The sequence below is a fragment of the Psychrosphaera haliotis genome, from assembly GCF_009728465.1.
In the GTDB taxonomy this organism is placed as follows: Bacteria; Pseudomonadota; Gammaproteobacteria; order Enterobacterales; family Alteromonadaceae; genus Psychrosphaera; species Psychrosphaera haliotis.
The window spans coordinates 813,518-828,277 of sequence record NZ_WOCD01000005.1; the positions used below are offsets into that span (position 1 = coordinate 813,518).

Consider the following 14,760-nt stretch of genomic DNA (forward strand, 5'->3'; position numbering starts at 1 on the left):
TTTTCCTAGCTTTCTAATGCCGCGATAGAGACGTCATATGCGCCGGCAGCTCTAGAGGCATCCATAACCTTAATTAACGTTTCAGTAGTGGCCTTTTTATCCGCTTGAATTACCACCGAACCTTGTGGGTTTTCCGCTTTTAGGCGTTCAATGTTTGCTTGAACAGCACGAAACATCCACTTGTCGTTTGTTAATCCAAATTTCACCTTTGTCAGAAATGGCGACCAAAATACTGGCTCTTTCTTTCTTCACAGCTGTTGCGGCTTCAGGTCGGTTAACGTCAATACCCGCTTCTTTTACAAAAGACGCGGTAACAATGAAGAAAATCAACATGATAAAAACCACATCTAGCATAGGTGTTAAATCAATGTTCTCTTGTTCTTCTTCTTGCATTAAGTTGGCTAATGGCGCTCTCATTTTAATCTCCTAACAAATGCCTGGACCCTTAATGGTCCATCGGCAAATGGTCTTCTAATAGTTCAATTTCACGTTTGGTTTTGCGTTGCACCCATGTGTTAGCAAAAACCCCTGATAATGCTCCAACCATGCCAGCCATTGTTGGAATCGTGGCCTTTGATACGCCACTTGCCATTGAGCGTGCGTTGCCGCTGCCACTAATCGCCATTACATCAAATACTTCAATCATTCCGGTTACCGTGCCTAGCAAGCCCATTAGCGGACACAGTGCAACTAGCGTTGCTATGAGTGGCAAGTTAACCGTTAATTTCTGTTTTGCTCTGGCAATGTAAGCTTGTCTAATTTGCTCAGCATTCCATGAGTCTCTTTCGCTTCGAGTTTTCCAGCGACGAACTAATTCGCCTTGATATTGTTTGTAACCGCTAAGCGTGTATAAAACGCGTTCTAAAATTAACAACCACATAACAAAAATCATTGCTGCGATGGTGCTGAGAACAACGCCACCCGTGTCCATAAACTCTCTAATTGCTTCTAAGGTCTCTGTGAAAAACAACACAGTGCACTCCTTGGTTGCGATACGTTACAGTTTGTCACTCGTCGATGAAGTAGACGGCTTAGACTCAGCGTTAGATTGCTTTTCAGAACGCTCAGCAATAATGCCAGCACTCTGTTCTTGTAGTACAAACAAGATACTTTTACTGCGCGTATTCAACATGGTAGATAAAACAACCGTTGGGATAGCAACAACAAGGCCGAGTACAGTCGTCATAAGCGCTGTTGAGATACCGCCAGCCATTAATTTCGGGTCGCCAGTACCAAACAAAGTGATTGCTTGGAATGTTTTAATCATGCCGGTTACTGTACCTAGTAGACCTAACAACGGAGCAATAACTGAAACGATTTTTACCAAGGTAAGGTTACGAGTGATCTTTGGCATCTCGCGCAGAATAGCTTCGCTCAATTTAAGCTCTAAGGTATCGAATGAAACATGCGGATATTGATCTTTAACTTTTAAGATACGGCCCAGTGGATTGTCATCTTTAGGTGTATCGGTTTTCATTTGGCGTTTAACTTTTGCGCTGATTAGGCTAAGTGACACAAAACGCTCAAATGCAATTAAGAAAGCGATTAAACCAATACCAATAATGATATAACCAACGGTACCGCCTTGGTCTACACGTTCTTTAGTGCTAGGCGCTTGAACTAAAAGGTTTAGTATTGAACCACCGGTAGGGTCTAGTGCAAAAGGAACGACTTCGTTGTTTGAAGATTGCAGTTCAGCTGCGGTATCAGTAAAGCGTCCTGTTGGTTGGCGAACAAGCTCTGCAACTGTGCCTGTTGTTGGTGAAACCGTGAGGTATTTACCGTCAGCAACTAGAGCAAAAGCACCAACACGAACCACTTCTTTAGATACTTTAGCGCCGCCAGCTTCAACAACATCCGTTTCAAAGCGAACCACTTTGCCTTGTTCTGTCATTTCTTTTTGAAGTTCAAACCATACTTGTTCAATTTGCTCAATAGAGGCTAGCTTTGAAGAGCCACCCATGCTTTGAGCTAGCTCTTCAAAAAAGACATCTCTACCTGGGAATTGAGCAGAAACGTTAGAGCTCTTTAGTTTTCCTGCAGTATCGCCAGACACTTGCTGTAACACACCAAACAACTCTTTAAGAGAGCCCATGCGTTTATTCAGTGCTTCAGAAACATCAGCCAGCTTAAATTCATTTTGTTCAAATTCTGTTTCAAGCTTTTCAGACAATGCTAATGCATCGTTTTTCTCTTTATTTGCTTGATTTAGTAAACCAGTTTGCGCCTCTTTTTCTGCATTAAAGCGCGCTTCGCGGTTTTTGTTTTCTTGAGTTTGGTTTAGCTTACCTTTCTCAAGTTGTTGTAATAGTTGATCTAAATTTAAAGCCGCTGGTGCAGCTTGAGCACTTACTGAAAAGGCTAATCCGGCGCCTAATATAGCCAACAAAGTTGGTTTAAATAAGTTAATCATTTTGTATAAACCTTTCTAATTTTACTATGTGGTTATGGCGCTGCTTTTATTGGCATAACCAATAAATCAGGAGCTAGTTGTTTTTTAGCCATTCTTAGGCCTTTAGTGATGTGCATACGAAACTCATCTTCAGCTGGTTGCCAGTTTTTTGCTTCGTTGTCCCATACACCAGCAACTGAACCGTCACGAGTGATGTACATAAGTGCTACACGACCAATTCGTAAGAAGTCGACATCACGTTCCTGGCCTTCAACGTTAATTAAGCCTGAGTACGCTTCTATACTACGGCCGTATCCCATTTCAACTTGGTAGGCTTCTAATACACGACGAAACTTTTCTGAAACCGCAACATCGGCTCTGTCCATCATGTTTTTTAAATTAGCAACACGCTCAGCGCGTTCGGTTGGAAGGAAAGGCACATCAAGTTCTACAAACTGTTGTAAGCCATCAATCATACGAATCATGAGAGGTGTAATTTGGCGCTCAATAACAGAAACGCGGTCGATATCGGCATTCAGAGACTTCATTTCGTCATACTGACTTTGAAGCTGCTTTTGAAGCTGTGCGTTATAAATGTTTAGGCCTTCAATTTCTTTATTGACCATTTGGTATTGCTGAAACTTTGTTTGAGTTTGCTCGGCAATGCCATTAATTTTTTGTTGAGAAGACACTGCTAGCTTAGATATCTCTTTTCCAGCTTTTATTACCGGCTTAAGGTTGTCTGCTTGGGCAGCAAAGGCAGCGTTTAAGGCTAAAGCGCCTGTAATTACTGCTAAAGTGAACCGTTTCATTAAACTACTCCATCAAATCAAGATGCAGCAATTCTATTGAGAGTAAATGTCAGTTAGACGACAGGAGTGTTAAAGTTTTATGTCAGGTGTAATGTGGTTGTAACAAAAATGTAAAAAGCGACCCAAGGGCCGCTTTTTGTCTAGTTATTAGTGGGTTAATGCGTTACTAATGTTAACCTCTACTTGTCTATACAAGAACCTAGATTTAACTACGCATCTGTTTTATGAACGTGTACATCCATTTGTGGAAATGGAATGTTAAGGTTTTCTTTAGGGAAGGTTTTATAAACGCTTTCGTTCATCGCGAAGTATACAGGCCAGTAATTTGCAGCATCTACCCATGCACGTACAACAAAGTTAACTGAGCTATCAGCTAGTGTATGAAGTGCGATGAAAACTTCAGGATCTTTTAAAATACGATCATCAGCGTCACATAATTCTTTTAATACACGTTTTGCAACGTCAGCATCATCGCCATAGGCAATACCAAACGTCCAATCTACACGTCTACGAGGCTCTTTTGAGTAGTTAATCATTGACGAGTTGTTTAGTGAACCATTTGGGATAATGATTGTTTTGAAATCGCCCGTTCTTAAAATCGTGTTGAAAATTTGAATTTGAGAAACAGTACCTGTGTAACCTTGAGCTTCAATGAAGTCGCCTACTTTGTATGGCTTGAAAATTAAAATCATTACGCCGCCTGCAAAGTTTTGCAGAGTACCGGACAACGCCATACCAACAGCTAAACCAACCGCACCTAAAATAGCGATAAAGGACGTCATCTCGATGCCAATCATGCCAAGCACAGTAATAAACAGCATCACTTTGAGTAGCATGTTTACGATGCCACATAAGAATGGTTTTAGTGACGCATCGGTATTGCCTTTATTAAGCATGCTTTCAAAGCCCTTGCTCAATAGTTTAACGACAAACAGGCCAATGATTAAAACTAAAATAGCTGAACCTAGTTTTGGGGCATATTCAAAGCCCATATCGATCGCTTTATTTACAAGCTCGGTATTAAGTTGCATGGTGTTTTTCCTAAGTTATTGTTATTAAATGAGATGCTAACAACTTTACCGCCAAAAGCGAACTGCAAAGGTTTAGATCGCTGTTAACCCTAGCAATGCTAGATTATTTTGTCATCATATTTAATAACAAGCGCTTATAAATTTTAGTTAAGCTCAATAGGTCTTGTTTATGAATGTGTTCATTAGTTTTATGGATACTATGATTTGGCAATCCAAGTTCAACCACCTGTGCGCCTTTATTCGAAATAAACCGGCCATCGGAAGTACCACCCGAAACTGACAGTCTAGGAAATATGCTCACTTCACTGAAGATAGCTTTTTCCGCTTCCACAATTAAGTCAAAACCTTGCAGTAATTTGGTCGACTCAATGTCGTTGGAAAAGTGATGCGACTCAATATTTTCTGCGCTAGTTAAGTAAGGCAAACATGGTCTGGACCATTCGATATTGATATCGCTAGTGAGTTGTTTTAATTGCATTAAGCCATCGTTTATACGTTTCACAATGTCTTCTTGGCTGACTTTATGACTATAACGAACATTAAACTGCAATGTACATCGACCAGGGATTATATTGTCTGTCCATTCGCCGGTATTAATGGCGGTAATTTGTAGATGAGTGCCAGGAAAATCCTTAGTGCCTTCATCCCATGACAAACTGCTTAACCAGCTACCTAACGTCATTGCCTTGTGAGCTGCGTTATTCGCATTGGTTGGATACGCAACATGACCTTGCTGGCCATGAATGGTAATTTCCCCAGATAATGAACCTCGACGCCCTATTTTTAATACATCGCCAACCACCGTTTGACTGCTTGGCTCTCCAACAATACATAAATGCGGTAACTCGCCACGGTTTTCTAATTTGTCGATGATTTCTTGAGTGCCGAACTCCGCTTCGCCTTCTTCATCACTTGTTATTAAAAAATAAAAAGTAAATTGGTCAAAGTCTAAGTGTGCAACCACCATTTCAAAGGCGGCTAGCATTGCTGCAACTCCGCCTTTCATGTCTGCTACGCCGCGACCTGTGATTTTTTCACCATCAATTGCTAATGTGAAAGGATCAGACGACCAGTTTTCTGGGTAAGGTGCTGGCACAACGTCGGTATGGCCAGAAAACGCTACTCTTATCGGGCCACTACCTATTTTAGCTATGAGATTGCTAACACCTTGTTTCTCAAATGATTCAATCGAAAAGCCAATTTGTTGCAATATTCTAGTTATGTATTGTTGGCAACCGGCATCATTAGGTGTCACAGAAGGTCGGTGGACCAACTGCGTCAAATGTGTGAGTGCTTGTTGAAGTTCAACAGATTGATCAGAATGCAAAGCGGCATCGACGGCCACCTTAGGTTCAATATTAGAACGAGCTGGTGCGTTAGTTGCGCGGGTCTGAGAAGAAGTCTGCATGATCTACATATTATTAATTTAAAGTTAACTAATTAAAGCGGCTTAATGTGACATAAAGGTTACTGCTAAGTGAATGTATTATGACGATAATATGACAACAAAAAAGCCACCGTAAGGTGGCTTTCATAACGTTAAAAGTTGAACTTCAAAGCGTCATTAATCAAATTCATAAGTATAAGAAATACTGATGCCCATACCCACTTCCTTTTCACGGATCACAATGTCTGACTGCGTCACTTCTTGATCTTCGTTTAGTAAGTTTTTAACTTTAAATTTTATTTTAGAGTTAAAGTCTGGGTAGTAGGTATAGACCATATCTAGTGAATGGAATGGCTGCTCATAAGCATCATCACGGCCCGCCACACCTGCTGCCAAGATTCGCTCACCAAACACGTTATATACTAATGAACCACTGTGGTTGCCGTCAGAAGAGTCATAGTTTAACTGCAAGTTAACAACATACTCTGAATGACCTGTCATGCGCTTAACGGGATTTGTTAAGTTGCCAGCAAAGGCAGGATCAATTTCAGCTTCAGAATCTGACAAAGTAACGTTACCAGAGGTAAATAAACCGTCAGACAATGACGTTAAGTCGTATAACCATTCTGCTTCAATACCATAAACCTCGGCAGTTTCACCGTTTGTGAACGTTGCTGAATAGTCGTCATCACCAATTCTTAACACGGTTTCAATTGGCGCTTCTATGTCTTTATAAAAAGCAGCAATTGAGAAGTTATCACCGGCATCGCCATAGTATTCATAACGTAAATCTAGGTTTTTGATTGGGCTGCTTTGCAAGCCAACTCGACCAAAAGTTCGGATATCCGTTAATGGGTCAAAGTAAGACACGGGTACAACTTCACGTAAGTCTGGACGAACAATAGTTTCGCCATAACCTAAGCGAACTTGGTAGTTTTGACCGCCCATGTAAGTAAATGAAAGTGCAGGGAATATGTCATCTTCTTGAATAGTACCATCGGCAATTTTCTGATCTTCATAAAAGATATTTAAGTCTTCTTGAGTGAAAATTAGAGATGAAGTACCAATTGAACTTTGTTTGAATTCTTCCCAGCGTAATCCACCACTAACACGCCACGCATTTTGATAAATCATATCAAAAGCGCCATAACCAGCATCAATCTTTTGAGCTGCTAAGTAATCATCGGCATCAGGCGCGGTTGGCTCATTAAAGGACAGTAAAATGCTTTGTCCATCAAGAAAGTCATCCGTTAGGTATTCGCTGTTAGTTAATGGGTCTTGTGAACCGTCGTTAATTTCAATGGCAACACCAGAGTTGTTATTAACAGCAAAGCTAGAGGTTTCATAAATTCTAGCGCGGTCGCTGAAGTCGTAACCGGCCTTAAATTCAAGTTCAAAATCACCAGCATAAACAGGCAAGGTAAAGTTGCCGCCGTAAGACGTTACTCTGTCTTCCATATCAGTGTACGAATAAACGGCTCTGTTTTGGTCGCCAGTGATAATAGAGTTGGCATATTCGCCGCCTTCGTAGTTATCTCTATAGCGATACGTCGCATTTACCGGAATATCTGTGGTGGCTTTTGAACGCGTATATTGCCAATCAAAACCTATTCCGCTCATATCTACAAATGTATGTTGGCCAACAAGCTGAGTTACTTTTAGTTCACGTTCTTCATACTTAAAGTCATGGCTTCGGTTTGCACGACCATCACCCGCAATAGAAAAGACTGAACTGCCGCCTGGGCTTTGCTGTATTGAAACATCAGTTTCATCTTCGCTGTCTGTTAACAGTAAATTAGACAATGACATACTATGCGCATCGTACTTGATACCAAAATTAAGAACCGCATTCATGCGCTCCGACTCAGTAGTTTCAACAGAGTCTTTCATCGTCTCAAAGCAAGAGTTTTGAGTGTCATCAGAGGTATTTAGTTCTTTAGCACAGTTATCAGCAAAATCTTTTGAAAGAACCGCTGTGCGTTTTTCCGATGCATCCCAAGTTGTGTCATAGGCAACTGAAGCTAGGAAGCCCAATTCAACGTCATAGTCTTCTAAAACAAAGCTATTACCAATATGACCTTTAATGTTGTAGGCAGGATCAAGCGAAGACTTAGTCAAGCCCATCTCTCTTGGTAGAGACTTTAATAGTTCCTGGTTAATCAAGTTGGCTTTTTGACCAGCAGAACTTGTATCGTCAGAAACCAAACCGTTTTTATTTACGATTGAAGCGGTATCAAAGTCACCACGGTAAAAAGAAATGGCTTCTTTTAGATTGCCAGATATACCTGATTCATCACGGTTGTAAGTAAATCCATTATCCGCTGATGAATCGTAGCTAGCACCAACTTCAATGCCGGCGGTAAATTCTTTTGGTACCGTTTTAGTTCTAATATTTATCGCACCACCACCAAATGCCGCTGGCATAGATGGCGAATAGGCTTTTTGAACCGAAAGGCTTTCAATAATACTAGATGGGAAAATATCTAGTGGTACTACGTTTCTGGTTAAGTCTGGCGACGGAATAGTCGCGCCATTTAAACGTGCGTTTGAATAACGTTCACCTAGTCCTCGAACATAAATAAATTTACCGTCTACGAGTGTAAGGCCTGTTACTCGGCGAAGAGCAGAAGCAGCGTCACTATCGCCAGTGCGAGATAATTGCTCCGCACCTAAAATATCGGCTACAAATGCTTGTCCACGTCGTTCTTCGATTACTGCTGCTGCACTGCCTTGTAGACGAGTACCAACGGCAACAACCTCTTCTATTTCATCCTCATCGGCTGCGATGGCTATATTGGCTTGTGCCAATAAACCAAGCGTGACCGCTGCACTGATGGTTTTGAGCTTGCGTCGATTTAACATGTTTGAATCCTAATTGGGTCATCAACAAAAAGGCGCCTGTAGAAGATTTCCGTTCCCAAGGCGCCCATTTAATTAATCAAGTGATTAGTCGTTAGAAGCAGCGGTTACTGCCATTTCAACCCACTTGTACCAATTAGATGTTGTGTCTTGGTCTGATACCGCACCAATGAAGTTTGCTGCGCCAGTTGCATCCGCTGCTACTGTAATAGCCGTTGAGCTCGTGTTTGTTGCAAAACCATCAGCCGCTAATACGTCTGAGCTTGCTGCGATACGTTGGTTAACACCACCGTTATCAAACCAAACTGTTTTAGCTGTGCCTTGCAGTGCTGCAGGTGCGCTTGCACCAAATGTTGCTTCACCCTCAAATTCAGACGCACAAGCCATTACAGAACCACTAAATGTGATAGCATCGGCATTTTTCTCACCGTCAGCCTTGTGTTTAACACATGATGAATTCGCACCAACTTCTTTAACGATTAATACATTTTTGTACATAGATTTAATTGAATCATCGAATGTAAATGCTTGCGACGGGTCATCATCACGTACTGAGTTAGCGTCTGTTGTGATAATTGTCACGTTAGAAATAGTTGGGTTTGTTACTGGTGCTTCAGCCGACGTATCGCCTTTTTCGCCATCCGTTTCAAAACCGTTGTTACCCATATTTGCAACTTGTCCGTCACGAGTATTTACTGTGCCGTGTTTAACAAATAAGAATTCAGCAGAACCTTGCCAACCTGCATCAAAATCAAATGAATCATCCTGAGTATCTGTTACAGCAACGTGTGACAGTGTTGTTGCGCCACCAAAAATCTCGATGCCGTCATCAAAACCTTGGTGAATGTGAATGTAATCAAAAGAAGAGCCCGAACCAACCGCATTAAGTGTTAACGAGTTTAAGTCATCACCAGGGCCACCTACACGAGGACCTGAGCCGGCATACCAAACTTTTGCATACTTTATAGAGCCGCTTGAGTCAGTGTTGTCATTACCGCCAAAGTAAGAAGTAATGCCCTCTGAGGCTACATTACAAGTTACCGCAGCGCGCTCTGCATCAGTACATTGGTCAGTGATACCGTTACCGTTAATAATGATTCCGCCCCAGTCTGCAAACTGTGCGCCTTGGCCTGCATCGTCTAAGCGAGGGAAAGCATTAGCAGAAGTAAATACGATAGGCGCATCGATAGTACCAATTGCTTGGATTTTAGCACCACGAGCAATACGAATAATTGCTTCACCTGATTTGAACGCTAATGTGGCACCAGGTTTAACTGTCATTGTTGGGCCGTTTGCCGGAACGCTGAAACCTGTTGTTGTATCGCCATCTTCACCAATTTGAAGTGCGTTATCAAATACGTGAACACCGTCATTTGGTAGTGCTTCAAAAGTAATGTTTGAAGTGATAGAAATATTTTTGCTTGCAAAAGAGTCGTTGTAAACACAGTCATCACCTGACTGAACACCTTCTACGGTGCCAACTGATGATTCGTAACTTGCACATTCTACTTCAACAACTGGCTCAGGAGCCGCAACATTATTTGAGTCATTTACGCTGTTGTCAGTTATTGTGCTGTTGTCGTTTACTGTAGGGGTAATGTTAATGTCGCCACCACAAGCGGTTAAAGAAACGGCTGCTGCTACTAGTGAAATGCGAAAGATGTTTTTAAGTTCCATTTTGCTCTCCGAAAGTCGAACTGTATTATTAAAATTAGGTTTTTTATGGGTTAATCTGTAATAACTGCGGCACAATCTACTGAAACAAAATGACAGATTTAAGAAAGCAAGATGACGCTTTGGTTACAGAACTCAGGTTTTGGAGCATAAATGAGAGCTAAAAGTGGAGTTTTTAATCTTATTGGTAGAGCTTAATGTCGCATAAACACTGACTTGATCAAATTAAGTCAATTTTGTTACAGACATCCTTGTAACTTCCTGAAGAATTTTTGGAATAAAGAAAAATACTGATTATTTTTATAATGCTGACAACGTCTTCCGAGCGATGTGGATATAAACTTTGGAGTAAAGCTTGGTGTTGAGCCAGCGTTAAGTTTTGGTTGGCATACCAATTTCTATAATTATCTTTAGTATTGGCATTTTTGTTAAAAGCTGTCCGAGACTCTGAACGAGCCAAGCGCAGGTAAAGGCGTTTTAATAGTTTTTGTGAGGTGGGCAGTTTGGGTTTGTTTTTAATGGTAATGAATAAGTACCAACTACCTAATAAAACGCCGATTGTGACGACGAGTATTGCTACTTTCATAAAGGAAAGTTTAGCCACTAGAGATGAAATTAAATTGTCACGCTTCTGTTGGTCAAAGTCCAAAACAAATACGGTCCAATAGTAATCTAACGACTGCAGATGTTGCCTTAGCGTATTTAACCAAGGCGTTTGTTTAACAATATTCATATTGGAATCAGTGGTTTCATCAAAAACGTTGAGCGCTTGTTCTAAACCTTCACTGATCCTCAGCGGCGATACCACAGACGTGGGATCCGCGTGTTGCCACTGTTTATTGTCCGATGAAAACTCTACCCAAGCGTGCGCACTACTGTCATAAATATTAAAATAGTTACCATTCGGATTGTATTCGCCACCATGGTAGCCAGTGACGATTCGAGCAGGAATGTTTTTTAACCTTAACAATACGGCATGTGCGCTAGCAAAATGAGCACAAAAACCGACTTTTACATCAAATAAAAAGTTATCAATATGATCGCCGGATAAAGTTGGTGGACTAAGTGAATACTGAAAACCAGATGTGGCCAAATACTCAAGAATAACGCGGTTATAACGTTCCGCATCGCCATTGGCTTGTTGCCAAAGCTCATCAGACAATACTTGTGTTCGGCTTAGGCCAAAAGATGGAAGCTTAATATTGTTGGCAATATCTGTTTGTGTCAGAGCTAAAGCATTTTTATTGTATTGTGAATATTGAGTGGCTGAGTATTTAATGCGCTGAGTGACTTTGGTATTTCTAATTAGTCGATTATCACGAGTAAGGTATATGTTGGAGTCATCACTAGTACTTGTTCCAAGGCTATATAACCATGGTTGTTGGTTAGGCTCCGCTACAATAGAGTAGTTGCCTAGAGTTGCTTTTTCGCTCCAAGCTTGTGTACGGGTATTAACTAAAAAGCTGTTAAGAGTCTTAGCCTGTTTATTTTGAGTCCACTTTTTAGAGTCACTTTGCCGCCAAGTTTTACCGTTAAACTCTTCCATGGTTAATACGCGCCAATATAATTCTGCGTGAGGAGGTTTTTTGGCTTCGCTAAATTCTTTGTTTAGTTCTTTATTTAGCCCTTTGTTCAGTTCTTCGTCAGACTGTTCTTTTAATACTGGGCTAAACTCGGCTCTAAAAGCGAGTCTTGACGACTTAGCAACATTAGCAATATCGCCGGGCGTCATGGAGTCACTAATACCGGTTGGCGTGACTTTCTGTTGTGGTAATTTCCAGAATGGACTTAACGAAGGCATAACAACAAACATCACTGTAGCGCCAAGTAAACAAGCTACTATCATAGTGAAAAAGTGTGGCGGCAAGTAAGCGTTCTCCTGCTTGCTCGTATTACTAGACGAGCCGCTGGTGGAAATACCTGCATCGTTTTTTTCGAAGCTGTTTGCTGAGTAGTTTATTGGGTGGCTTGTTTGGCTATTTGCTGGGTTGTTTATTACGTGATTTGGTGAATTATTTATTGAGCGATATTCAAATTGCTGAATTTGATACAAGCCAACAATACTGGCTGAAATCGTTATAAAAACCAGCAGCGCATATTCTAGTGACTGTTGGTAAATTAGTGATACGGAAGCCAGAAGGGTTATTCCAACAAGTAACTGAGTGCCCCAAGCTGTGCGGTGATGGTTGGCGGTAAACCACCACATCACTGCACCAGAAAACAATAAATTTACCATGCTGTTGAGTAGGCCTGCCGAGCCTAGTTCGGGCAAAACCACCAGTGCCAATAATATTGCGCCAATGTTTTTAATCCAATTTGAGTGAAGGCTCTCTACTTTAGAAGGCGCATAACTAAGGAATACGGTTTTAACTACTAACAATAAACCGGCAAGTGAAATGGTTTGCCACAGTAACGCTTCATTTAATAACACAATACAAAGAATTAAATTACAGCCGAATATGGCCAGTGCTAATGTTGGAAAGCGATAAAAGCGACTCATTTGCAGGTAGCCAAAGCTTCAAGGCAAAGTTTTAGGTGCTCTTTACCAGAGCCAACGTCAATACGAGAAGAAATATGACTGCCACGAGACAAATCTAAGCCAAATGGCCTACTGTCATCATGCAGTTCTAGGCACGCCGAGGTTAGCTGACTAATCGCGGTTTCTGCTATTTGTGCTGGTACAGAATCAAAAGACAAACTGACGGGTACGGTGACAGGCGTTTCAAAAGACTTGAGCAGTAAAGGGGAATCTGGTTGTTTGGCAACTTGTTTCCAGGCTACGTTTGAAAGTGGCGCACCTGGCACATAAGGCTTAATTCCATCAAAGTTTCGCTCACCTAACGTTGGACTACTACTTTCGATCTCTGCATCGCCAGTGTCGTTAACTTCTTTTTGTTCTAATTGCCAGTTTGAGGCAATGGGGTTTGGGTACACCAAATAAGAGCGCTCGGCTCTAAAATAACTCCAAGCTTTAATAAGGCCAAATGGATATTCTGATCTTAATTGAATCAAAGGCAATGTATATCGCCCTCGCTGCTCAGGCTTTAAGGCAAGGATCCAAATGTTACTGTTATTACTTTCTCTTTTTAGGCGATAAACTTTTTATCAATTACTGCGTTGAGGTGGTTACCTTTGGCACTGGCACTGGCACTGGCACTGGCATTTGAATTAGAAGTAGCACTAGAAGTTGCGTTGATATTGCTTTTAGTACTGATACGGGTATTAGGACTGGTATTGGTACTAGCGCTTTTGATTTCAAACCTAAGTAGCAGCTCCTGGTTTACATAAATATTAGAGACCGGCAGTAGCTTGATTGAAAGGCCATTTAAGTTATTAAAACCACTATGAATGATGTAAATAACAAAGCTCAGTAAAAAAAAGCAAAGCAGTAAAATGGGATTGTTTTGATAATTTGTGCCCAACACAAATAAAATCAACAGGCACAGCAGTACCCAGATGCCAGCAATGTTTGGCAAGATAAAAATTTTTTTATGACCAAGCTTTAATGTGTTGGAGGGCTCAAACCGCCTTTGTATCCAAGCTTTTAGCCGATTCTCAAATATCGCCATGTACAGCTACGGTCTCTAATATTTTCTGACTAAAGGTACTGTTTAACAATGTACCTCGTCCGGCTCTCAGTCTATGCTCGGCAACATAAGGGAATACAGCCTGCACGTCTTCTGGAGTCACAAAGTCTCGGTTGGAAACTAGTGCAAAAGCTTGTGCTGCTGTCATAAGCGCTACGCCTGCCCTAGGTGAAAGAGCATTAGGAAACTGTCCTTCAGAACGAGAATAGGCGAGTAACCTCATAACGTAGTGAATTACTTCATCGGATTTATGGATATTGTGAACGGTTTTTTGCAGGTCGAGCAAATCGTCAATGGACAGCAATGGCTGTTGAATTTTTGTTTCTCGCGAGCTTGCTCCTTTCAGTAATTTATACTCAGCTTCTGCTGGTGGATATCCAATTTCTAAACACATTAAAAATCGATCTAACTGCGACTCTGGAAGCGGATAGGTACCGCTTTGATGCGTTGGATTTTGTGTCGCTATAACAAAATGGGGGCTAGGCAGCGGATATGTTGTTCCGTCTACGCTGACTTGGCGTTCTTCCATTGCTTCTAACAAGGCACTTTGGGTTTTAGGGTTGGCTCTGTTTATCTCATCGGCCAATAATAGCTGTGAAAAAATAGGTCCCTGATGAAAAGTGAAGGACTGTTTAGACTGGTCAAAAATAGACACGCCAATGACGTCTGCTGGCAGCATGTCCGAAGTGAACTGGCTACGTTGATAATTTAATCCAAATACATCGGCCAGTGCGTGAGAAAGCGTTGTTTTTCCCATGCCAGGCAAATCCTCAATGAGTAAATGACCATTGGCTAATAAACAGGTAACCGCTAATTTAATTTTGTCTTGTTTGCCTAATAAAACCTGTTCAAGGTAATTAAACGCTTGGTCTAACTTTAATTGTGAATGTGATAACGTCATGGCGATCCTTTTTTGTACCAAAACTAAGTGTCTGCGATGAAAGGCAAAAAGTAAACGTGCAAACACATTGTAATTCTTTTATTTATGATTAAGCTTATGTCATCGGACCACTAGAGT

The 14,760-nt window shown here is 41.3% G+C and carries 11 protein-coding genes and 1 pseudogene; all 12 read right to left on the reverse strand.

The window, feature by feature from the left end; all coding sequences use genetic code 11:
- Positions 1-5 precede the first annotated feature (5 nt).
- A pseudogene (locus GNP35_RS14540) lies at positions 6-417 on the reverse strand (ExbD/TolR family protein).
- A 28-nt stretch (positions 418-445) separates the two neighbouring features.
- Positions 446-973, reverse strand: coding sequence for a MotA/TolQ/ExbB proton channel family protein (locus GNP35_RS14545; protein WP_330997834.1), 528 nt, complete (start codon positions 971-973; stop codon positions 446-448).
- A gap of 24 nt (positions 974-997) precedes the next feature.
- A complete protein-coding gene (locus GNP35_RS14550) occupies positions 998-2,410 on the reverse strand; it encodes a MotA/TolQ/ExbB proton channel family protein (RefSeq protein WP_330997858.1) in 1,413 nt (470 codons plus the stop codon).
- Between the two features lie 35 nt (positions 2,411-2,445).
- Positions 2,446-3,204: a DUF3450 domain-containing protein gene (locus tag GNP35_RS14555; protein WP_155696979.1), complete on the reverse strand. Its 759-nt coding sequence runs from the start codon at positions 3,202-3,204 to the stop codon at positions 2,446-2,448.
- Between the two features lie 209 nt (positions 3,205-3,413).
- Positions 3,414-4,235, reverse strand: a complete 822-nt coding sequence (locus GNP35_RS14560; protein ID WP_155696980.1) for a mechanosensitive ion channel family protein — start codon at positions 4,233-4,235, stop codon at positions 3,414-3,416.
- Between the two features lie 103 nt (positions 4,236-4,338).
- On the reverse strand, positions 4,339-5,643 hold the full coding sequence (gene dapE / locus GNP35_RS14565) for a succinyl-diaminopimelate desuccinylase (RefSeq protein WP_155696982.1): 1,305 nt from the start codon (positions 5,641-5,643) through the stop codon (positions 4,339-4,341).
- A 156-nt stretch (positions 5,644-5,799) separates the two neighbouring features.
- Positions 5,800-8,484, reverse strand: a complete 2,685-nt coding sequence (locus GNP35_RS14570) for a TonB-dependent receptor plug domain-containing protein (protein WP_155696984.1) — start codon at positions 8,482-8,484, stop codon at positions 5,800-5,802.
- Positions 8,485-8,568: 84 nt separating this feature from the next.
- A complete protein-coding gene (locus GNP35_RS14575) occupies positions 8,569-10,158 on the reverse strand; it encodes a hypothetical protein (protein ID WP_155696986.1) in 1,590 nt (529 codons plus the stop codon).
- A 217-nt stretch (positions 10,159-10,375) separates the two neighbouring features.
- Positions 10,376-12,655 carry a transglutaminase TgpA family protein gene (locus GNP35_RS14580; RefSeq protein ID WP_155696988.1) on the reverse strand — a complete coding sequence of 760 codons (2,280 nt, stop codon included), beginning with the start codon at positions 12,653-12,655 and terminating at the stop codon, positions 10,376-10,378.
- Entirely contained in the window at positions 12,652-13,173 is a 522-nt protein-coding gene (locus GNP35_RS14585; protein ID WP_155696990.1) for a DUF58 domain-containing protein, read from the reverse strand. Before GNP35_RS14585 ends, GNP35_RS14580 begins: the two co-directional genes overlap by 4 nt.
- Before the next feature lie 68 nt (positions 13,174-13,241).
- On the reverse strand, positions 13,242-13,724 hold the full coding sequence (locus tag GNP35_RS14590; protein WP_155696992.1) for a hypothetical protein: 483 nt from the start codon (positions 13,722-13,724) through the stop codon (positions 13,242-13,244).
- A complete protein-coding gene (locus GNP35_RS14595; protein ID WP_155696994.1) occupies positions 13,711-14,643 on the reverse strand; it encodes an AAA family ATPase in 933 nt (310 codons plus the stop codon). The genes GNP35_RS14590 and GNP35_RS14595 overlap by 14 nt, the downstream gene beginning before the upstream one ends.
- Between the last annotated feature and the right edge of the window lie 117 nt (positions 14,644-14,760).